23 protein-coding genes and 1 pseudogene are annotated in these 20996 nt (G+C 39.6%); 14 read left to right on the top strand and 10 right to left on the bottom strand.

The features are described 5' to 3' along the window. The first annotated feature begins 211 nt into the window (after positions 1-211). From V6C71_21065 to V6C71_21055, 3 genes are all read left to right on the top strand, one after another. Complete coding sequence (locus V6C71_21065; GenBank protein HEY9770950.1) at positions 212-2458, top strand: glycoside hydrolase; 2247 nt, start codon at positions 212-214, stop codon at positions 2456-2458. Between the two features lie 126 nt (positions 2459-2584). After that, positions 2585-3664 (top strand): ATP-dependent 6-phosphofructokinase, encoded by a 1080-nt coding sequence (locus V6C71_21060; GenBank protein ID HEY9770949.1) that lies wholly within the window; start codon positions 2585-2587, stop codon positions 3662-3664. 131 nt (positions 3665-3795) lie between these two features. After that, positions 3796-4095 carry a DUF262 domain-containing protein gene (locus V6C71_21055; protein ID HEY9770948.1) on the top strand — a complete coding sequence of 100 codons (300 nt, stop codon included), beginning with the start codon at positions 3796-3798 and terminating at the stop codon, positions 4093-4095. Positions 4096-4147: 52 nt separating this feature from the next. On the opposite strand, the pseudogene V6C71_21050 reads toward V6C71_21055, so the two are convergent. Next, positions 4148-4396 (bottom strand): annotated as a pseudogene (locus V6C71_21050) (DUF2164 domain-containing protein). A gap of 257 nt (positions 4397-4653) precedes the next feature. Here V6C71_21050 and V6C71_21045 point away from each other — a divergent pair. Beyond that, on the top strand, positions 4654-4788 hold the full coding sequence (locus V6C71_21045) for a type II toxin-antitoxin system HicB family antitoxin (GenBank protein HEY9770947.1): 135 nt from the start codon (positions 4654-4656) through the stop codon (positions 4786-4788). A 106-nt stretch (positions 4789-4894) separates the two neighbouring features. Here the strand turns inward: V6C71_21045 and V6C71_21040 are convergent, their stop codons facing one another. Continuing rightward, complete coding sequence (locus tag V6C71_21040) at positions 4895-5509, bottom strand: hypothetical protein (GenBank protein HEY9770946.1); 615 nt, start codon at positions 5507-5509, stop codon at positions 4895-4897. Between the two features lie 151 nt (positions 5510-5660). Further along, the gene (locus tag V6C71_21035) at positions 5661-5786 is read right to left on the bottom strand and encodes a hypothetical protein (protein HEY9770945.1); all 126 of its coding nucleotides are present in this window, start codon (positions 5784-5786) and stop codon (positions 5661-5663) included. A 513-nt stretch (positions 5787-6299) separates the two neighbouring features. Here V6C71_21035 and V6C71_21030 point away from each other — a divergent pair. Continuing rightward, positions 6300-7358 (top strand): hypothetical protein, encoded by a 1059-nt coding sequence (locus V6C71_21030; GenBank protein ID HEY9770944.1) that lies wholly within the window; start codon positions 6300-6302, stop codon positions 7356-7358. A gap of 41 nt (positions 7359-7399) precedes the next feature. Here the strand turns inward: V6C71_21030 and V6C71_21025 are convergent, their stop codons facing one another. The 4 genes from V6C71_21025 to V6C71_21010 are packed head-to-tail and all read right to left on the bottom strand — an operon-like array spanning position 7400 to position 11502. Next, on the bottom strand, positions 7400-8161 hold the full coding sequence (locus V6C71_21025) for a hypothetical protein (GenBank protein ID HEY9770943.1): 762 nt from the start codon (positions 8159-8161) through the stop codon (positions 7400-7402). 12 nt (positions 8162-8173) lie between these two features. Further along, positions 8174-9628 (bottom strand): Ig-like domain-containing protein, encoded by a 1455-nt coding sequence (locus V6C71_21020; protein ID HEY9770942.1) that lies wholly within the window; start codon positions 9626-9628, stop codon positions 8174-8176. A 4-nt stretch (positions 9629-9632) separates the two neighbouring features. Beyond that, entirely contained in the window at positions 9633-10493 is an 861-nt protein-coding gene (locus V6C71_21015) for a TIGR03943 family protein (GenBank protein HEY9770941.1), read from the bottom strand. A gap of 1 nt (position 10494) precedes the next feature. Next, complete coding sequence (locus V6C71_21010; GenBank protein ID HEY9770940.1) at positions 10495-11502, bottom strand: permease; 1008 nt, start codon at positions 11500-11502, stop codon at positions 10495-10497. Positions 11503-11720: 218 nt separating this feature from the next. On the opposite strand from V6C71_21010, the gene V6C71_21005 reads away from it, so the two are divergent. From V6C71_21005 to V6C71_20980, 6 genes are all read left to right on the top strand, one after another. Beyond that, complete coding sequence (locus tag V6C71_21005; protein HEY9770939.1) at positions 11721-12068, top strand: YtxH domain-containing protein; 348 nt, start codon at positions 11721-11723, stop codon at positions 12066-12068. A gap of 32 nt (positions 12069-12100) precedes the next feature. Beyond that, entirely contained in the window at positions 12101-12517 is a 417-nt protein-coding gene (locus tag V6C71_21000; protein HEY9770938.1) for a DUF948 domain-containing protein, read from the top strand. Positions 12518-12775: 258 nt separating this feature from the next. Then, on the top strand, positions 12776-13582 hold the full coding sequence (locus tag V6C71_20995) for a TPM domain-containing protein (protein HEY9770937.1): 807 nt from the start codon (positions 12776-12778) through the stop codon (positions 13580-13582). 162 nt (positions 13583-13744) lie between these two features. Further along, positions 13745-14422, top strand: a complete 678-nt coding sequence (locus V6C71_20990) for a class I SAM-dependent methyltransferase (GenBank protein ID HEY9770936.1) — start codon at positions 13745-13747, stop codon at positions 14420-14422. 113 nt (positions 14423-14535) lie between these two features. Continuing rightward, positions 14536-15516: a GntR family transcriptional regulator gene (locus V6C71_20985; protein HEY9770935.1), complete on the top strand. Its 981-nt coding sequence runs from the start codon at positions 14536-14538 to the stop codon at positions 15514-15516. Positions 15517-15537: 21 nt separating this feature from the next. After that, positions 15538-16230, top strand: coding sequence for a lecithin retinol acyltransferase family protein (locus V6C71_20980; protein HEY9770934.1), 693 nt, complete (start codon positions 15538-15540; stop codon positions 16228-16230). On the opposite strand, the gene V6C71_20975 is transcribed toward V6C71_20980, so the two are convergent. Beyond that, a complete protein-coding gene (locus tag V6C71_20975) occupies positions 16227-16895 on the bottom strand; it encodes a DUF2834 domain-containing protein (GenBank protein HEY9770933.1) in 669 nt (222 codons plus the stop codon). The two genes, V6C71_20980 and V6C71_20975, sit on opposite strands and share 4 nt — an antisense overlap. 113 nt (positions 16896-17008) lie before the next feature. After that, a complete protein-coding gene (locus V6C71_20970; protein ID HEY9770932.1) occupies positions 17009-18613 on the bottom strand; it encodes a Ppx/GppA phosphatase family protein in 1605 nt (534 codons plus the stop codon). Positions 18614-18838: 225 nt separating this feature from the next. On the opposite strand from V6C71_20970, the gene V6C71_20965 reads away from it, so the two are divergent. The 3 genes from V6C71_20965 (at position 18839) to V6C71_20955 (ending at position 20472) form a co-directional block, all read left to right on the top strand. Beyond that, a complete protein-coding gene (locus tag V6C71_20965) occupies positions 18839-19720 on the top strand; it encodes a 4-hydroxybenzoate solanesyltransferase (GenBank protein HEY9770931.1) in 882 nt (293 codons plus the stop codon). Between the two features lie 91 nt (positions 19721-19811). Further along, entirely contained in the window at positions 19812-19949 is a 138-nt protein-coding gene (locus V6C71_20960) for a photosystem II reaction center protein K (GenBank protein HEY9770930.1), read from the top strand. Positions 19950-20118: 169 nt separating this feature from the next. Continuing rightward, entirely contained in the window at positions 20119-20472 is a 354-nt protein-coding gene (locus V6C71_20955; protein HEY9770929.1) for a DUF4870 domain-containing protein, read from the top strand. 331 nt (positions 20473-20803) lie between these two features. Here the strand turns inward: V6C71_20955 and V6C71_20950 are convergent. Further along, the coding region (locus V6C71_20950; GenBank protein HEY9770928.1) for a photosystem II q(b) protein at positions 20804-20996 on the bottom strand (193 nt) is incomplete at its 5' end.

The following is a 20996-nucleotide window of genomic DNA, read 5'->3' as shown; positions in this document are numbered from 1 at the left end:
TTTCTTTTGTCTTAAGAATTATGGTTAAGAATAAAGATCTATATTAATCTGGAGTGGTGCATACTCATCAAATAGTTTTTTGATTTGAAGTAAGTGTTTATCTGCGGGTGGCTGTTCTGTTTTTCTGTATGTATTCTGTATGTATGTCGCTCACTAACATTTGACCTTAATACAGCACCTATTTTTTACTTCGCTAATCGCCGATTGATTTATGTCTCATCCCCTTTACGTAGCTTTTGTTTGGCATCAACATCAACCCCTATATAAGTCTCGTGAAGCAGACTCGGATGCTTGGGGACAGTATCGTTTACCTTGGGTTAGGTTACACGGGACAAAGGATTATTTAGATCTAGTTTTGATGCTGGAGCGTTATCCTAAGCTGCATCAGACGGTAAATCTTGTGCCATCTTTGATGTTGCAGCTTGAAGACTACGCCGAGGGCGAGGCGATCGACCCTTATTTGGCTCTGGCTTTGACTCCTGAAGCACAACTGAAGCCAAAAGATAAGCAGTATATTATTAAGCACTTCTTTGATGGTTATTTTCATACCCTAGTAGAACCCCATCCTCGTTATGCCCAACTGTATCATCAGCAACAGGATAAAGGTGCTGCCTGGTGTTTAAAGAATTGGACGCATCAAGACTACAGCGATTTATTAGCTTGGCATAATTTAGCCTGGATCGATCCTTTGTTTTGGGATGATGCCGAGATTGCAGGATGGCTCAAGCAGGGTAAAAATTTTACTTTGAGCGATCGCCAGAGAATATATTCCAAACAACGAGAAATTATTCAGCGGATTATTCCCCAGCATAAGAAAATGCAGGATCTCGGACAGTTGGAAATTATGACTACTCCCTATACCCACCCGATTTTACCTTTATTGGCAGATACGAATGCTGGGCGAGTAGCTGTGCCGAATATGTCTTTACCTCAGAGTCGTTTTCAGTGGTCAGAAGATATTCCCCGTCACCTCAGTATTGCCTGGGAAATGTATTTAGACCGTTTTGAGCAAGAGCCTTATGGTTTGTGGCCTTCGGAACAGTCGGTTAGCCCAACAATTTTACCCTATATCACCCAGCAGGGTTTTAAATGGATTTGTTCTGACGAAGCAGTATTAGGCTGGAGCATTAAGCATTTCTTCCATCGTGATGAGGCGGGTAATGTTTTTGAGCCAGAATTACTTTATCGTCCTTATCGTCTGGAAACTGAACATGGCGATTTGGCGATTGTTTTCCGCGATCATCGTCTGTCGGATTTGATTGGCTTTACTTACAGCGGCATGAGTCCTCGTCATGCTGCTACGGATTTGATTGGGCATTTAGAAGCGATCGCTCGTTCTTTAAAATCTCATCAGTATAATCCCGATACTGCTTTGCAAAAACCTTGGCTGGTAACTATTGCCTTGGATGGCGAAAACTGCTGGGAATACTATCCCCATGATGGTTTACCTTTTCTTGAAGCCTTATATGAGAGATTAAGCCGTGACGAAGATATCAAGCTAGTCACTGTCAAAGAGTTTATTAAACAGTTTCCCCCGACAGAGACAATTCCTGCTCAACAGTTACACAGTGGCTCTTGGGTAGACGGTAGCTTTACTACCTGGATTGGCGATCCTGTGAAAAATCGCGCTTGGGATCTATTAACAGCAGCCAGAGAAACTTTAGCGAGGCATCCAGAGGCGACAGAAGAAGCTAATCCCAAAGTTTGGGAAGCCTTATATGCTGCGGAGGGTTCGGATTGGTTTTGGTGGTTTGGCGAAGGACACTCTTCCAATCAGGATGAAATGTTCGATCGCTTATTTCGTGAGCATATTGCTGCGGTTTACCACGCCTTAAACGAGGCTGTACCAAGTAATGTCTATCAACCTGTAGACAAGCATGAGATCAAAGGCGATCGCCCTCCTCAAAGCTTCATTCATCCGATTATTAATGGTATTGGTGATGAACAGGATTGGGATCGTGCAGGTCGAATCGAAGTTGGTGGTGCAAGGGGAACAATGCACCGCAGCAGTACAGTACAGCGATTATTTTATGGTTTAGACCACCTTAATTTTTATCTCCGCCTAGACTTCAAAGCAGGAGTTGAACCAGGCAAAGATCTTCCAGGAGAACTTCATCTGCTTTGGTATTATCCTGGCGTTACTAATCATAATAGTCCTGCGCCGATTGCTAATTTGCCCGATGAAGCACCCCTCAACTATTATTTTCATCATCATTTAGGTATTAACTTAGTTACTGAAACAGTCTGGCTACAAGAGTCTGATACTCATGGTCAATGGCATATTCGTGCCTGTCGTGCCGAGGCAGCTTTTAATCAATGTTTAGAAATAGCCGTTCCCTGGGCAGATTTACAGATTGAACCAGATTATTCTTTGGAAATACTGGCTATATTTGCCGATCACGGTGAATTTCGTAGTTTTGTGCCCGAAGAAAAGTTTATTCGACTACAAGTGCCTTAATATAGGGAACAGTTTTTAACTTTCTTTTTAATCCTGAGTTCTTATTTCTAGAAACTTTATTAACTTTGTAGCCTTGGTTACCGTTAAGCGGAAAAATTAGAGAGTAAATCAATTGAATTTGATGAAATGCCAGAGAGAAAACGGATTGGTATTTTGACCAGCGGTGGTGACTGTGCGGGATTGAATGCGGTGATTCGGGCGGTAACTCGCTGTGCCGTAGATATTTACGGTTGGGAGGTATTAGGAATTTGCAAGGCAACTCATGGCTTGATGTCTCGTCCTCCTGAAGCAATTCCTTTGGATATTACTCAGGTCGATCGCCTCTTGACGATGGGAGGAACTATTTTAGGCACTACCAATAAAGGAGACCCCTTTGCTTTTCCCATGACTAATGGTGAATTACGCGATCGCTCCAACGAGATTATTGAAGGATATCAACAGCTAGACTTGGATGCGCTGATCGGTATTGGTGGAGATGGTAGTTTAGCTATTTTGCGCAAACTGGCACAGCAGGGGGGAATTAACTTGGTGGGTATTCCTAAAACCATTGATAATGACGTGGGTATTACCGAACGTTCCATTGGTTTTGATACGGCGGTGAATATTGCCACAGAAGCGCTCGATCGCCTCCATTTTACTGCCGCCAGTCATAGCCGAGTGATGATCGTCGAAGTGATGGGTCGAGATGCAGGACATATTGCCCTCAATGCGGGAATTGCGGGGGGAGCAAACATGATTATGATTCCTGAAATTCCCTACAAGATTGAAAATATCTGTGAACATATCAAAAAAAGACAGGCTAGAGGACAGGACTATTCCATTGCCGTCGTCTCCGAAGCCGTCTGTACTGAAGCAGGAGAGGTGCTAGAACAAGGTCATTTTGCCGATTGTCGCCTAGGGGGTATTGGGCAATACTTAGCCGAACAAATTACCGAAAAAAGCGGTGCAGAAACGCGAGTTACTGTTTTAGGACATACTCAACGAGGCGGGATATCTTCCCCTTTAGATCGCATCTTGGCTTCAGCATTTGGGGTAGCAGCAGTAGATCTAATTGCTCAGGATAAGTACGATCGCATGGTGGCATGGCAAGATAGGCAAGTAACGAGTATTCCTATTACTGAAGCGATTGAAAATTATCGTGCCGTAGATCCTGAAGATACTTTAGTTAAGACTGCTAGAGGCTTGGGTATTTGTTTCGGAGATTAATTAAACTGGAGTATTGTTTTTAGGGATAATTATTTAGTCGAAGTCTAATTAAAACTAGCTAATGTTTCATCTAACCTGATTTTGGGAAATCTATTTATAGAGAAACCCAAAATAATATTTTTTGAGTAATTATGACGGCGATTACAATTGAAGGTGCGGGATATCCAATCAGAAAAGTCTTTAGTAATGATTTTGTTTTTAAAATTCCCAATTATCAGCGTCCTTATGCTTGGACAACTGAAGAAACAGAACAGTTATTCATAGATTTGATTGACGCGCTAGGAGATGAATCAACAGATATCCATAAAATTACTCCTTATTTTTTTGGCAATATTGTTTTAATCAAGCCGATAAATAAATCGAAATCTAAAGTTGTCGATGGACAAAAGAGATTGACGACTTTGACGATACTTTATCCTTTTACTATTTGATTATTCACTTTAACTTTCTTGAAATTTACCATTGCTTTTCAGCAACGCCACTTTACTTTTGCCAATAATTAAACTCTGGTTTGTAGCAAGTATTTTCAAGATCGCTTAATTTATCTTCCATAAAAGATCTTGCATGGATAATTGCTTGATTATAAACGCTAGGACAGATTTCTTGTAAACAAAACTCAAGAAATAGTCAAGCCTTGAGATCGCCAATTTCTTCATCGAGTTTTTCTTCAAAGTATCGCTTGATTGATTCGCTCAACTGCTGTTTTTTAACTTTAGATAATTTTATAGTCATGTCTATTTAAATAGGTAGATCACATGGGTGAAATCACTATTTATTATAGTGAAATTGGCAATATCTTCTTTAGAAGTGCCAATTAAGTAAATTGGTTTTCCAACATTAAATTGTTAGTTAATATACCTTATTTAGTATAAAGCATAGATTTGGAAGGCGATCGCATTCTTGACTTGGGGGAAGAGACTATTGACTATAGATTCATCAAAGCTCTTTATAATTGAAAATATGATTTTTAGTTTTATATTGAGTAACTAATGAACTCCCTGCAAAATTATACAGTCGTTATTCGTCCCGACGATAATAATACTTTTGTGGCATATGTTTCTGCAATTGAAGGATGTCATGCTTGGGGAAAAACTTCGCCAAGCAGCAAGAGCAGAATTAAATAATCTTTTCGCTATGGTCTTAGAAGAATATCAAGAAATGGGGCGTTTGCGATAATTAAGTAGACAAAAACGATCGCTTCTTTAAATATTCTCAAGAGGTATTGTAGTTTTATTTAAGCGATAAATCAGACCAAGTTTGCAGATAATTCATCGCTAATTCTGCTGGAGTATCATTTTTGAGGATAATCTTGTGATCAAATGTTTCATAGAGATTTTCCAAAATAGCTATATCTTCAAAGATTAAGCGATCGCGAAATAGATTTGCCAACTGGGGCAACCTAATTAGTTTTTGCCACCAGCTAAAATCTATATCTGTGTAACTATCTAGGCATAATCTAACTTGCTGGGGCGACTCTGAATACATGGTGACAATGCCCACAATTATTTTTCCTCGGTAATCTAAGGTGACAACTGCCAAACTTGGTAAAAAGGTATTGAAACTTTGAGCAAATACTTTTTCTACCAGCAGGTTCATTTTATGATTTTTGACTGCGCGATCGTTTCTTTTATGTAGAATAAGCTGCCAGGATAATTGATGCTCGTTTTGAGTCAGATTGTTTATTTCTATCTCTTTAGACAGCATGGTATCTTTGTGAGTACCCGCAAAATGTTCTCCGTCGTGAATGTTCCAAATAGCTTGAGCAAGATTACAATTAACAGATTCCCAGCGAGAGTAAATATGATTTAATCCCTCTAACTGTAATTCTGAATAGCCTTCTGGCAAATTAGGAACATTAAGATAACTAGGAATAGGCAGTTTAAATTCAATCGGTTGAGCTACTAAGTTTGTGTTCTTTCCTAGCTTGAGCTATATCTGTCAATATGCTAGGTACTTGAAGCAACTCAGCAGTTTTAACTAAGGCTTCTAATTCTTCTTAATCGATTAGTACAAAGCTTTTATTATTTTTGACGATTGTTACTCCTTCAGCTTCGATATTAGCTCGTTGAATAATTTCCTCAAAGTTTTCACTGGCGTAGTCTGCGGTAACGTGATATGCCATGGGAGTTTTGTGTTTCTTGCTTCTTGCTTAGTTAATTATATGCTGTCTCCAATTTTGACAAAATATATATAGCAATCAGATTTTAAGTGTAATTGCTTTTTGATAGTCAGAGCGATCGCTATAATCGCTTTACTTACTATGTTTTTCGATCGATGCGCTAGAAATAATTGGCGATCGCTGATAAATAGATGGCTTCTCTTTATTTAACAAAATTGACTTGAAAAGATCGGGGTAAATCTTTCTGCATATTTAAAGGATCTACTGCCAGGATTAATAATTTAATTTTATTAACTCGTGACCACAAAATTTTTCAATATCGAAGCAAAGGTTATGTTTATTGTCTCGAAGTTTAATTAAGTTGCTATCAATCATAATACCCTGAACTTCTTAACTGCTAACGCTCTCGACTTTGCTAGCTGTTGCTTGTTTGGCATAATAGCTTAAGTGAAGATCGTTTCGATAGCGCGTCTCGATCTGTGTTAACCTGCTTTTTACTCCTATATTTTGCCCTGCATGAGTGAAGCTAGCCTAGTTAATGAAAATGGAATTTCTAAGGAAGAGATTGTTGCTGCTTTAGAGATTCCCGCAGATTTTAATTTTGATTTGCCAGATCCAGAAGATGAAGCCATTCAAGAATCGGAGTTTCAACATCAATTGGATACGATTTGGAAAATATGCGATCGCTTCGATCTTCAGACAGATATTTGGCGTGGACGGGTATTACGCTCGGTTAGAGATCGCGAAAAGAAGGGTGGGGAAGGTAGAGGAGCAGGGTTTCTTAACTGGTTGAAAGATCGAGAAATTACTAAATCTCAGGCTTATGCTCTGATTCAACTGGCAAACAGTGCCGATACGCTATTGGCAGATGGAGTTTTAGATGCTGAAAATATTAATAATTTTAGTAAACGGGCATTTGTGGAAACCGCTAAATCTGCCCCAGAAATTCAACAGCTAGTTAGTGAAGCTGCTCAAAAAGGCGATCGCATTACTCGCCGTGAAGTCAAGCAGCTAGGAGATGAATGGACGGCAATGAGTTCAGAATTACTCCCTGACGAGATTAAAGAAAAGGCAGCCGAAGGCTCGTTACCTGCCCGTCATCTTGCTCCTTTAGTCAGGGAAATGGAAAAGTTACCCGACTCTCATTTGATCGAGATTAAAAAAGAAATTGCCGAAAGCCCCGATATTGATACGGTCAAAATGATGACTGCTGAGGCAAAAAACCTAGCAAAATATCTTGATGCCGCTGCCCAGGTGCAAACTTTGCGGGATAAGGCAGTAGATATGGAATTAGCCTTAGAAGAAGCTCTCAGATTAGACTGTATCAACACTGCTGCGGATTTAGTTAAGCAAGCCACTACTCTAGAACAAACTGTAGGCAAACTTTATACTACCTGGAAACGCATGAGTAACGCTGCCGATCGCCTGTATGTAGAAACGGGGGCATCTAATCCTCATTTGCGATCGCTTTTAACCTGTTTGGAATCTCTGACTAGTGAAATTATTGAAGTGCCATTAGATGAAGCAGGAGAGCAAATTGTCCGACTGAAGGTTATGAGCGAAGAAATCAATTAATGATTAGATGACAAATATCGCTATTGTGAATTAACTAAAAGCTAATCGCGAAGCGGGTATAGATACCATCTTCCATAAGAGTTAAATAGCGGACTATCCGTTTCACATCGATCATCTTGTATCCACTCTATTTGATAGGTTGGCGATGCAATATCAGGTTGAAAGGTATGTCCGTCTTGCAAAATGGGCGATTCAGTTAAACGATAGTAATTAAATACATTCATTACATAAATCGCTAAACCAGTATCTTGGCTAAAATCTAGCGCCACATCAGCTTTACTAAAGTTGTGCATCCCACAGGAGTAGTAATAATCGTCTCCTTGGATTAACGCTACAAACAGAGAATAGATATCAAACACATCATCGGAATCATAATTAGCTAACCACCTGTCCTTTTCATGGGCAATTCCTGCCGACTCTACTTTAATCGCAAATCCCCCAATCTCGAGCAAAACTTGAGCAAATTTAGCAATTTTGAGACAAGCATCGTATCCTGTATTGGTAGAGATTAGATAAATAACTCGATGATGATTTATTTTTTGTAGCGTGGTGGCATTAATTTTATTTCCTGCAATTTTAAAAGCATCAGCCAGACTAGCATCGCGATTGAACTGTGTCCACGCGCGATCGCTTATGCAGTTTACTTTGCAGATATCAATTTCACAACTTTCATTCGTGAATTGCGATCGCAAGACTCGACCAATAAACACATAATCCATACCATACTTATTTTTTAAAGCAGAAGCAATTTCCTGTCTAGTATTTAAAGCGATTGGTATACAGATTACAATTTTACTAGTCATTTAACACCATTTTCACGGTAACCACTGGGGACGAAAACCCATAAAGGGCAATTGTTCGGCATTAGATATAGAATTTGCTTGTTCGTCAGAAGGGATCAGCAACCAAAGACTTTTATTACTTTGAGAATCGGTAACTGAATTAGAAAGCGATCGCTCAAAAAGAATTCCCAATCCATCTGGTGCAATACTCAATTTACTATCTTGATAGTCTGTCAAAGATACAAGAGTTCTAGTTTGCTTAGTTTTGAGATCGATTTCGGCTATGTAAGGTTGTTCAATATATTCCTTTCCTGTTTTCAATTCGGTTAACCAACAGTAGAGATGGGTTGCTGTGGGATCGAACTGACAATTTTGAATTGAACCAGCGGTATTTAAGAGTTCTTTTTGGATTCCCTGAGTGTTGACATAGAATAGCGATCGCGTGTAGCGTAACTTGGCTTTATCGGTATTATAGTCAATCATTGCTGCTCCCGTACCATCAGCAGTAAAGTCTAGAACTTGACCAAATCTAGGCAAGAAGTCTAGAGGTTGAGCATCGGCTTCTAAAGGCAATAAAGCAATACCTTCGCCCTGTGCCACTGCTACAGTTTGACTATCTGGTGCAATTAAAAAATCGCCAATTTGCTCGTCAGTTATTAGTTGTGCTGGCTGATGATCGACAATCATCCATAAGCCGTATTCGGTAGGGTTGTTACGGTTAAGTCTCTGCACCACAATTGTCTCGCCATCTTGTGCTAAATCAAACTTGTTATTTTGATACTTCTGATTATCTAAGATTAATTCTACTCTTAGGTTATTCGCTGGTTTAACATTCAAACCTGTATTTACCCTGTAGAGTTGCAAATTTTGAATTCCCTTGATACCTAGCTTGGTGTCAGCAGCAGAAAATAGAATGCGATCGCCTTGAGAATAAGGTTCAAAATCAAATACGGTTAAATTATCAGGAGTAAGTATTTGTGGTTGCTGTTGCGTCCAATTAAACAGAATTAACTTTCCTTTTTCTACCCCTTGAGTACCAATATAGGCAAAAGCGCGATCGCGACTACGAAATTCGCCCTCAAAAGGCGCGATTGTTTTTCCTGCTTGTTTTTGATTAGTGAATCTGTCTGTTGCACCTGCTAATGATACCTGATAAGTTTCCCCGTAGGGTGCAGGAGATTTTAAAGTATAAGCCAGTCTTAAACCAGACCAGCTAATCTTACCAGCCAGAGGAGGCGTAATACTTAAATTTTGTTCCACGCTAGCATGATCCATGGGGCGATTAAAACTCAAGACAAAAGCGCGATCTTCCCTGCCTATAGTTTTATTTTGCCAATTAAAATCACTGACTTTCGCCCCAGAATTAAAAATGCAGTTGCGATCGCAAGCACTATCGCCCCAGATTAATAATCCCATAATTAAAGCCAAGACTATAATTAAGCCGATCGCTAGCCGATCGATTGGTTGTAATTGCTTTTCTGTCTTCATAGGCTTATTTGTAACTATAAGGATCGGCAGGAGTAGGAATAGTTGTAATTGATTTGGCTGCTAAAACCACAGAACGTTTTTTGGTGACGTTGGAGTCTAAGCGATCTCTACTTGATATTGTTTCTGCGATCATTTCACCTTGAATTTCTAACCAAGTGTCGGGAGGATAATCACTACGGTTAGTTGCTAATTGGACAGGAATGCCAATGGGATATGCATCCACCGCACAACAGGTAATCACAAACCGAGACAGCATGAGGTAATTATCGGGAAGTTCCTCTAAATGCAGCACAAAACCACTGACATTAGCTGGTTGCCCGCTATAAGCATCGGGTTCGGGATAGGCGTTAATTGTCCTAATCCAATCAATTAGCGATCGCGCCTCGGGCTTAGTTGCCACACGGAAAGCCTGGGGTTGAGAACTACTCAGAGAAATATCGCTAATTCCCCGTTTAAGGGCAGTTTGACTGGTTAGAACTTGGGGCGGAATTAATAACCCAGCGATCGCAACTATTAACAATAAGCTGCTGCCAAAACCAGGCGGCAAAAGACTAATATGTTCGCTGATGTTTCCATAGTTACCAGCCAAAATTAATTTTACTTTGAGCATACCTAAAGCCATCAACAGGATTCCGCTACCTAATACCAAGCCATAGTAATTTGGGTGAATCAATAATTTGTACTGTCCTGTGATGGCATATTTGAGTAACAAAATTCCCCAACTTAATAAAGCCAATCCATCTATCCAGACTAAGGGGAAATTATGTTTATTTTGGGGAGAATTAGATCTTATTGGCTTATCTGGAATCATTATGTATAACAATATTTCTGAGTCATTACCGTCGGCACAGTACCAATTAACCATGTTAGAAAAAGTAACTGTAGGCTAAAGTAAAAATAAAAGTTAATTGAGCAATTAGCGTCAGAATATAAACAATTATCTTCGGTTTAAAAATTGATGCCATCAAACCAATACTCTTGATGTCTATAGTAGGACCAAATACTAAAAAAGCTAATAAAGAACTACTAGTAAAGGTAGAAGCAAAAGACAAGGCAAAAAAAGAATCAACTGTCGAACAAATAGAAACAATTGCTGCCAACAACATCATTGCCAAAATAGAAGTTATCGTATCTTGACCAAGACTTAAAACCAGTTCGCGAGGGACAAAAACTTGAATAATTGCCGCGATCGCACTACCAAAAACTAACATTCCACCCAGTTCACTAAATTCTTGTAGTACGTTATTTAAAAAAAGTGGCAATTTAGATTTTAAATCTGATGTTTGTTTCTTATCTACCGTTGTTGACCAATAACTTGCCAAAGGTAAAGATTGACCTTGTTCAATTATAAAACTACCAGACTGCAACAACGGCGATATTAATTGAGCTGTTTCTGGGCGCTCATAATTAACTGGCTTTAATTTTTTGGCAAAGGAATCTTGCAGCAGGAAGCGCACGTCTGTTTGAATACTAAAAACATAGCCAACTGTAGTCGCAATCGTCCAAGAAAACAATACTCGAAAAATTACGATACTAGGGCGATCGCCAAAAGCCACCCAAGTAGACCAAATTACGATGGGATTAATCGTTGGTGCTGCTAATAGGAACGATATGGCAACGGAAGGAGAAACCCCTGTTAATAATAATCTTCTAGCTACAGGAACATTCCCACATTCACAGACAGGAAATAAAAAGCCGACACAGCTACCTACAACTGCGCCCAAAAAAGGATTTTTTGGTAAGCGGGCAATTAATTGTTTTTCATTAACCAAAAATAATAGAGAACTTGAAAGCAATACTCCCAGCAACAAAAAGGGCATCGCTTCCACCAGTAAACTTAAAAATAAAGTAAAGGCGTTATGTAGTTGATTCATTAAAGTAGCCAGACATATCTATCGTTGATTGTTATTTTAAAAACATGATGATTTTGCTTGATTTATCTATAATCTAGGTATCAGATTGAATTTCACTGCATTTGCTATTCTACCCGATAGTTTTATCAAGATAGTTGCATTGAATCGAGTGCTAATTAATAGCTCGATCGCTGAATTCAACTGGTAAGCTTAACTTAATCAAATCGGGAAGAGATACTATGTCGAAGCAAAATCCCACAGGAGTTCTTATCGGCGGATTGATGATTGGTAGTGCACTCGGCACAGTATTAGGACTGCTAATTGCACCACGTACAGGCAAAGAAACTAGGAAAGTTCTGAGAAAGTCGGCTGATGCTTTACCAGACATAGCCGAAGATTTAACCGCCAGTATTCAGTTCCAGGCAGATCGTCTATCCGAGGCTACCTTAAATAATTGGGAAGGTACGTTAGATCGCTTGAAAGACGCGATCGCTGCTGGGGTTGAAACCAGTCGTGCAACTACAAGAGCCACCAAATTGAACACCCCAAATCAAAATCTCAACTCGTCTATCACCGATCGCCTCTAAAATTGAAAGATGCGCTTTCACGCTCAATTTTTATGATAGACCCTTTATTTTGGCTAGGATTGTCTCTGCTGCTGGTTTCATTTAGCCTGTTTGCTGTTTTACTGGTTACTATTCCCACTTTGCAAGAAGTGGCTAGAGCTGCCCGTAGTGCAGAAAAATTATTTGATACTCTTAATCGAGAGTTTCCACCTACGCTCGAAGCAATTCGCCTCACAGGTAAAGAAGTGGGCGAACTTACTGATGACATTAACCAAGGAATCAGCAATGCGACGGGAGTAGTTAAACAGGTCGATCGAGGATTAGTTAATGCCAAGCAACAGGCACAGCAAGTGCAGCAAAGCAGCCGTGGATTAGTAGCAGGAGTTAGGGCTGCTTGGAAAGTATGGCGTAATCCTCAGAACATAAATACTCCAGTTTCAGCTAAATTAAGCGACCGCGGAATGCGGTGAACGCATATGCGGAGCGGTATCCTTTAGGAGGCTTCGCCTTTTTAAGGCGGAGTACCGTTCACTTTTCTCCCCCCAGATCTCAGCAAAAGTCACAGGATAAAATTTAAGTAATTATTTAGCCATTGTTTTTATTGATATATAGTGTCCAGCACTACTAATTACTGATAATCTTAGAATAAGGTAAATAAATGTAACGAAAATAAAAGTAGTTTTATTAAACCGAAATTGTATACTAAGAAATTTTTAAATAAAATAGTCATGGCAAATAAGTTTATACAGCGATCTCTGCTGATGTTGGGGGTTTGTTTACTAGTTTTGGCTACCTGGTTCACTTCACCAGCTTTGGCAGTCAACAACCCAGAATTATTACCCGATGAAGTAACTCCTGTAGTAGATTTAGCCAACTTTTTACCAACACTACAAGAAGAATCGCTGATCGAGAACTTAGAAGAATTTGAGGCAGAAACAGGCTGGAAAATGCGCGTATTGACTCAATACGATCGCTCTCCTGGCCGTGCGGTCAAGAAATTCTGGGGTCTTGACGAAAAGAGTATTTTGTTGGTAGCTGATGGCAGAGGGGGCAACCTGCTAGCTTTTAGTATTGGCGACGATGTTTATGAATTGTTACCACGTAATTTCTGGATTGAACTACAGACACGCTTTGGCAATATATATTACATTCGAGAACACGGTGAAAATAATGCCATTGTCGAAGCTTTAGAATCAGTCAAAGGATGTTTACAAAAAAATGGTTGTACTGTCGTACCTGGGTTACCGCAAGAGCAGTGGATTTTAACTTTAATTAGCTCGATCGTGGGAGGAGTCATTCTAGGCGTTGCCGTTATTCCTCGTAATAAAGATCAGGTGATTGCCTGGCAGTGGGGTCTAATTATGTCCCCTCTGTGGGGAATTCTCTTTATTGCTTTTGGTATGGGACCTGTAGTAATTCGTACGCCAGAATTTTTGCCTTTATTTCGTAACATTATTGGCTTTATGCTGGGCGCAGTGGTTGCTTTCTTATCCCCTACCTTTATTAATACTCCCACTTCGGATTCAGAAACTTAGATCGACGAATAAAAGCGCGATTACCCTTCGGGTAACCTAAAGGACTAGCTTCGCGATCGCTTTAAATGATTGAGGGTAGGATGTGTTTGTGCAACAATTTAGCGAAAAGCAGTAAATTAAAATCAGCAAACACACTATTTTGAGCAGAATATCTTGATAAGTATGACTGAAGCAAATAAAAGTAGAGTCCAAAAACTTGCTCAACAATCATTTACGCATAACGACCCTACAGGGTGGTTTGAAGAGTTATATAGTCAGGCTAACCAAGACGAGTCGGCTATTCCTTGGGCAAACTTGACGATTAATTCTAATTTAGCTGATTGGATTGAGCAACATGACGTTCAAGGACAGGGAAAAACTGCTCTAGTTGTGGGGTGTGGTTTGGGTGATGATGCTGAAGCTTTAGTAGGGTTGGGTTTTAAAGTAACTGGATTTGATATTTCACCAACGGCAATTGATTGGTGTCAAAGACGCTTTCCCGATTCTCAGGTAAATTACTTAGTTGACGATCTATTGCAGCCGAGTCAGATAAACCAACGCCAGTTCGATTTTATTCTCGAATCCTATACTCTTCAGTCTTTACCTGCTCAAGTTAGACCCCAGGCAATAAAAACGATTAGCCAACTTCTTGCTCCTCAAGGAACATTACTGGTTATCTGTCGTGGAAGAGATGCTCAAGAGCCAGCAGCTACTATACCTTTTCCTCTGACACAGGAAGAATTAACTTATTTTGCAGAATTGGGTTTAAAACAGATCAAGTTTGAAGATCACATTTACCAAAAGAAAAGCTTAGTTAGATACTTTCGCATTGAATACAAATTAGAAGTCGCTAAAAATTAATCTGAATCAAGCTAAATCACCTTGAGCATAAAAGATTATTAATTATTTAAAGTAAGAAACAGATTTTGCGCCTACAATAGCGCACATAAAAGTTTTCCTGTACGCTTATTTCAATGCTGAACTTCCAAATCCAGTCAGATAGCGACGTGCCAGCCTCTAAGCAACTGTTTGCTCAGATCCAATTTGCGATCGCTTCAGGACAGTATCCTCCTGCTCATCGTTTACCCAGCACCAGGCAATTAGCCATGATTACAGGGCTGCACCGCAACACCATTAGCAAAGTATATCAACAGTTAGAAGAAAGCGGACTAGTAGAATCGATCGCCGGGTCGGGTATTTATGTAAAACTTCACGAACGAGAAAATACGATTAAATCGGACTCTCCTGTGGCTGCTTCCGTCAACGCCATTAAAGAAAGTATCGACCGGGTTTTAAAGTTGGGCTGCACTATAGAACAAGTCAAAGAACTATTCATTGAAGAGATAGACTGGCGCATCAGCTGTAGCGAAAGAGTTGTAGTTACCGTTCCCCAAAGAGATATTGGCGCGGGCGAGATGATCCAGCAGGAATTACAAGATTCATTGTCTATTGAGATTGAATTAATTGAATTAGAAAAGCTACCCCAGATTTTGGCAGAAATTAATTTTGGGACGCTAGTAACCAATCACTATTTCATTCAAGAAGTTTTAGCAATTGTTCCACCTAACTCTTTTCGAGTAATTCCGATTGATATGTATGATTTTAATAAAGAATTGCAGATCGTTAAGGCTTTGCCTTCACAAGCTTGTTTGGGCATTGTTAGCCTCAGCGAAGGTACACTGAGCGTTGCTTCGAGTATTGTCAACAGCCTTAGAGGCGATGATTTGCTGGTGTTGACTTCTTCATTGAGCGATCGCGATCGGCTACGAGCTGTAATTCGGGCTGCTCATACGATTATTACTGGCTATACGAGTTACGATCTAGTAAAAGCGGAAATTATGGCGATGCGAGAGGATTTGATTCGGATTCCTGATGTAATTAGTACTGATAGCTATATTGGCGAGAAGTCAATCAATCTATTGAAACGAGAGTTGGGAATCAGAAATACTCAATAATTGAATTTAAGTGAATATCTGATGGCGAAAGGCGATTGTATCTACGTATATCGAAATTTAGGGCAGTTGCAGGCACTGTATAAACATTATGGTATCGATTGCGGTGATGGTACTGTAATTCATTATCGTAAGCCTAGCGAAATTATCGAACAAACTTCTTATGCACAATTTGCTCGAGGCAATCGAGTATATCTGGCTGAATATAGCGATGGATTTGGCTACATTCCTGATGTGGTAGTAGAAAGAGCCAAAAGCCGAGTCGGAGAAAATGATTATAATTTGTTATTTAATAACTGTGAACATTTTACTAGCTGGTGTAAAACAGGGATTAAAGATAGTAAGCAAGTTAGAAACTATTTACCCGTTATTAGCAAGCTTGACATTTCCCAACTATATGAACCGATTAAACAAGCAGTTAAAAGTAGAAATAATAATACCTCCGAACAACTAACAGCAGAAGCCTTAATCGATATCAAGTCTGTTTGGAATCAGGTACAGCCTAAATATCAACAAGCGATCGCCGAGGTACAAATCTGGTCAAAGGTAGCTAAAAAAGCTTTACAACAAAACCGTGAAGATTTAGCTCGCGCTGCGATCGCCAAAAAATTAAACTATGAACAGCAGGCTAGTAAATTGGAACTAGAATTGAGCGAACTAGCCGAGTTGACGGAGAATATTGTTCGTAGTCAACAGGAATTAAAATTAAACAGTTAGCTAGCCGTTGATTGTGAGATAACTGTTATTTCTGGTAATTGTGGGCGAAGACACCAATAAATCAAAGCTCCTAACAAAGGTACTAATGCTACTGGCCAAAACCATTTATCTGTATTTATGCCTCGGCGTTTCATATCGTCTCCTAACATGGCAGGAAATAAAAGACACAATAAACAAAAATCAAGGCTCATTACATGAACAAACTGATTGGTTTGCCATTGATTGACAAAATCTAACCAGTTTCCCTGAGTTAAACCCCAGACTAAAAGCACGACGATGCTTATCGATGAGATAATTGCCATCAGACGTGAATCGAGAATCTTGAGCAACCAGTTTTTGTGTCCATTCCAGGCGGTATTCGATTGACGTAACGCGAAGTATGGCAGCAAAGCAAATGCACCAACTCCAATCGACACAATAAAAAAAGGGTAGGGCGAGATTTTTTGCTCGGTACTGTCAAATAAAATAAAAGCAGCATAAACCACAGGAAAAACGCCCATGATATAGAAAATTGCGATAATTATGGGATTAATTCCTGACCAGTTGCCAACAGAAAGATCGACAATTAAAGCTAAATTTCCTTGTTGTGTTTTAAAAAAAGAAGCAGCAACTGCGTAAATTACCAAAGCTAACCAAATTAAACCGAAAGAAAGTTTTTGCTTCATTTCATCAATAAGTAATTATTAGTTGTTTACATCTATTTATCTAAATCTTAGCAACTGTAGTTTTTCTCGATCCTTACATTTTGAAGACTACCAGGTAATTAAACCGTAAAAGACTAAGTATTGAGACTGGCAACAGGCAGCTTTTGAGAGATAGTTGCAACCAATTCGACGCCGAATTCTTCTTCAAAGGCTTCTTTTTTGTAACTGAGATTCCACAACTCTAGGGAACACTTATCACCTATCTCCGTAGGCTGGATCTGGAAATCAACAGAACGGTTATTTTCATCGTACTGACAATTTACTGAAGCGATCGCCCCCTTGTTTCTTCGCTCTAAAGCTACTGCTAATCGTAGAATTGCGCTTAGCTGTCGCACCATTAGCTGATAGTCCTTGTGTGGTAGTTTGTAATAAGGCTCGTGTTTTTTCTTCGGCTTGTTTCTGCGGTGATAGCGGGCAATATTAGCAATTAATTCTAATTCTAGTTCGGTAAACCCAAGTAGTTCGGCATTGCGAATTAAATAGTATGAATGCTTGTGATGGGAAGAATGACTGACATAAACTCCACAGTTGTGTAAAATCGCGGCGGACCATAATAGTTCTCTTTCTGCCGCACTCCAAGAGTGCAATCCCTGTAGCTGATCGAAAATGCTCAGGGCAAACTTAGCTACCCTTTGACCATAATTTAAATCTACATGATATTTTTGAGCAATTTTAATTACGTTGCGATTTTTGACCTCGTTTTGGTAACGTAATCGACTATTAATCAAACCGCGAGTCAACATCCAATCAACAATCATGCCTTCTCGCAGCGATCGCTCACAAATGGTAATCGAATCTAATTTAAGCAGAGTCATTGCTTCGAGCAGAATAACTGCTCCTGGTACGATAATTTCGGCTCGTTTTTCAGATAGACCCGACACATCGAGTCGTTCTTTGTAGCTCATTTTCGCTAGCTTCTTAACGATTTTTTCGATGTCTTTATAGCCAATTTCATAGCCATTGAGAGGATCGGGAACGACACCTAATTCATCTTTAGCGTGAATTACAGCGATCGTCTCAATCGTGCCAGAAGTACCAATCGTGCGAGGAGATTCGTTGAGCTGTAAATTTTGCCAAATCTCATCGACAGGACGCTCTAGCATTCCCCTAACATATGCTCTCAGTACTTTTAGTTCACTGTCACTAATCGGATCTGTGGTCACAAATTCTTTGAATAAACGAACCGCACCAATTTTAGTGCTGCTCAAAAAGCGAGGTTCATGAATATCGGCTAATATTAGCTCGGTTGAGCCACCACCAATATCAATAATGATATGGGGTTGTTCGTTAAAGTCCATGCCCGACAACACACCCAAATAAATCCGTCGAGCTTCTTCTTTTCCTGAAATAAGATTAACTACTATGCCTAATTGTGCTTCAATCTGACGTAAAAAGTCTTCTCCGTTGGGGGCTTCCCTTGTCGCACTTGTGGCAACGGCAATTATTTGTTCGGCTTTAAGACTAGTTGCTAGTTCGTGACATCGTTTTAAGGTATTAAGGGAACGCTTAATCGCTTCTGGGGTTAGTTTTCCTGTTGTCAAATCGCGATCGCCTAAACGAACCGTATCTTTTTCTTTAGCAATTACGGTAAAGGCAGGGAGTGAAGGATCTATTCGCACAATTACCATGTGAATTGAGTTAGTGCCGATATCGATCGCTGCAATAATCTGTTGGTTCATGGTGATTGTAAGTGCGATAATTGTCTTTTGGAGCAGATTTATCGATAAAATTCAGCTACAAAACTCTTAAAAACTAATGATATTCTTGAAGCCAAGCATTAGTATCTAGATGCTTTTATAATCTCACGTAATTTTGCTCGAAGGAACAGATAGGCTTAAATTTTTATTAATATTTATTAATATTAGGCTCGAAATTATTGGGCAGCAAGCAAAAACTTATTTAACATGACTCAATATCCATCGACTGGTGAACCAACTTGGCAAAAAGTAATTCGTCTTTTGCGCTGGGACAAGCCAGCAGGAAGATTAATTTTGATGATACCTGCCTTGTGGGCAGTATTTCTCGCCGCCGAGGGGACTCCTCCCCTAGCATTGGTAGGAGTAATCATTTTAGGAACTCTTGCTACTAGTGCAGCAGGTTGTGTAGTTAACGATTTGTGGGACAAAGATCTTGACCCCCAGGTAGCTCGAACCAAGTCTCGTCCTCTAGCGTCTCGCGCTCTTTCGCTCAAAATTGGAATCGTTATTTTTGCGATCGCTCTTGCCTGTGCTGCCCTACTTGCTTTTTATCTCAAACCCCTTAGCTTGTTACTTTGCTTTGCTGCTGTCCCTTTTATTGTCTTCTATCCTTTGGCTAAAAGAGTTTTTCCCCTGCCTCAGTTAATTTTGTCTCTGGCATGGGGTTTTGCCGTGTTAATTAGCTGGACGGCAGTAACAGGAGAGATTGAATCTGCAACCTGGTTACTTTGGGGTGCAACGGTAGCTTGGACACTTGGTTTTGATACGGGATATGCTTTGAGCGATCGCGAAGATGATTTGAAAGTTGGGATTAATTCTAGTGCGATCTTTTTTGGCAAATACACTTCCGAGGCGATCGGCATTTTCTACTTGATTACTGTTGGTTTGCTTGCTTACCTAGGCCTCAAATTGGCTTTAGGTTCGGCTTTTTGGTTTAGCCTATTACTGGCTACGGCTGGCTGGGTTTGGCAGTATATAAACTTACGCAAGTCTCACCTTCCGCGCTCTATGTATGGTAAGGTTTTAAGGCAAAACGTTTGGTTGGGTTTTATTTTGTTAACTGGAATGATTTTGGGTTATTTAACCTAGAAAACAAATACTGTTGCTCAAAATCTCTTAACCAAATTATGATAATATTTTTAATATATTTTAAGAAAATTGTTGGAAGGTATAAAGATATATGGAAGCTGCAATGATCTTGGCAGATTTGCCAGAAGCTTATGCTATGTTCAAACCTTTGGTAGATGTGCTACCTATTATTCCTGTATTTTTCCTTGCTTTGGCTTTTGTTTGGCAAGCAGCAGTAGGATTTAAATAAAATAGTTGCGTTATATTTTAATTATCGAGCATCCATAGTAAACAAATTGGGTGCTTTTTATTTGCTTCATTGACCAACAAAGGCTAGTAAAATCCCTACTTCTTAAACTATTTAGCAAACGCTAATATTTAACTATTCAGCATTGTCTATTTACACATCAAGAGAAAAAATGCAAACAGAATCTAATTTGGACAAGCGAAAACTGCTTTCAGCTTTAGCACACGGCTCAGTTTTTATTAGCGCGCTAGTTTTATCTATAGGAATTCCGATCGCCATTCTTTCTGTTTCCGAAGATATTGTTATTAAAGATAATGCCAAGGAGGCAATTAATTTTCACTTAAATGTTTGGTTAGTTGGGGGCATTATTGCCATAATGTCATTTTTCTCTTTCGGTTTGGCTGGCTTTGTATTAGGTCCTATTTGGCTTGTTTTACACTGGGGTTTTTCAATTTGGGCAGTTGTTCAATGCCTAAATAACCCAGATCTATCTTTCCGTTATCCGTTTATTTTCCGAGTAGTTTAATGGGCGCAAATGCTGCTTGCCAAGCAGCATTTTGACGCAGGCGTGTTTCACTAATTTATACAGTAAACATAAACCAAATACCGACAATAAAAGCAATATAAGCGATCGCCACAAGAGTATAGGCTGCGGTATTAGTAATCATGGCTAATTATTTCTCAACTGTTCTATATTTCAGCCACAAATGTTAACATCTCTTTTTTTTCTATAGAGGTATATTTTTATACAAGTATTTGATACTTGCCTGATTATTTTGTGTGAGAGCTAAAAAAATCAGCAAAAAAAAAGGCTCTCCAGGTATATGGAGAGCCTTTTTTTTATAAGGTAAAAGTTTCTAAGCGTTGATAGCAGGAGCGCTCAAAGCTACAGGAGCTTGTTCGCCACTGGCTAAATCTAAGGGGAAGTTGTGTGCATTACGCTCGTGCATTACTTCAAAACCGAGGTTAGCTCTGTTGAGAATGTCTGCCCAAGTGTTGACTACACGTCCTTGTGAGTCCATTACCGACTGGTTGAAGTTAAATCCATTT

Origin of the sequence: Coleofasciculaceae cyanobacterium, assembly GCA_036703275.1 — a bacterium.
Lineage (GTDB): Bacteria > Cyanobacteriota > Cyanobacteriia > Cyanobacteriales > Xenococcaceae > Waterburya.
This window is presented reverse-complemented; position numbering and strand designations above follow the sequence as displayed.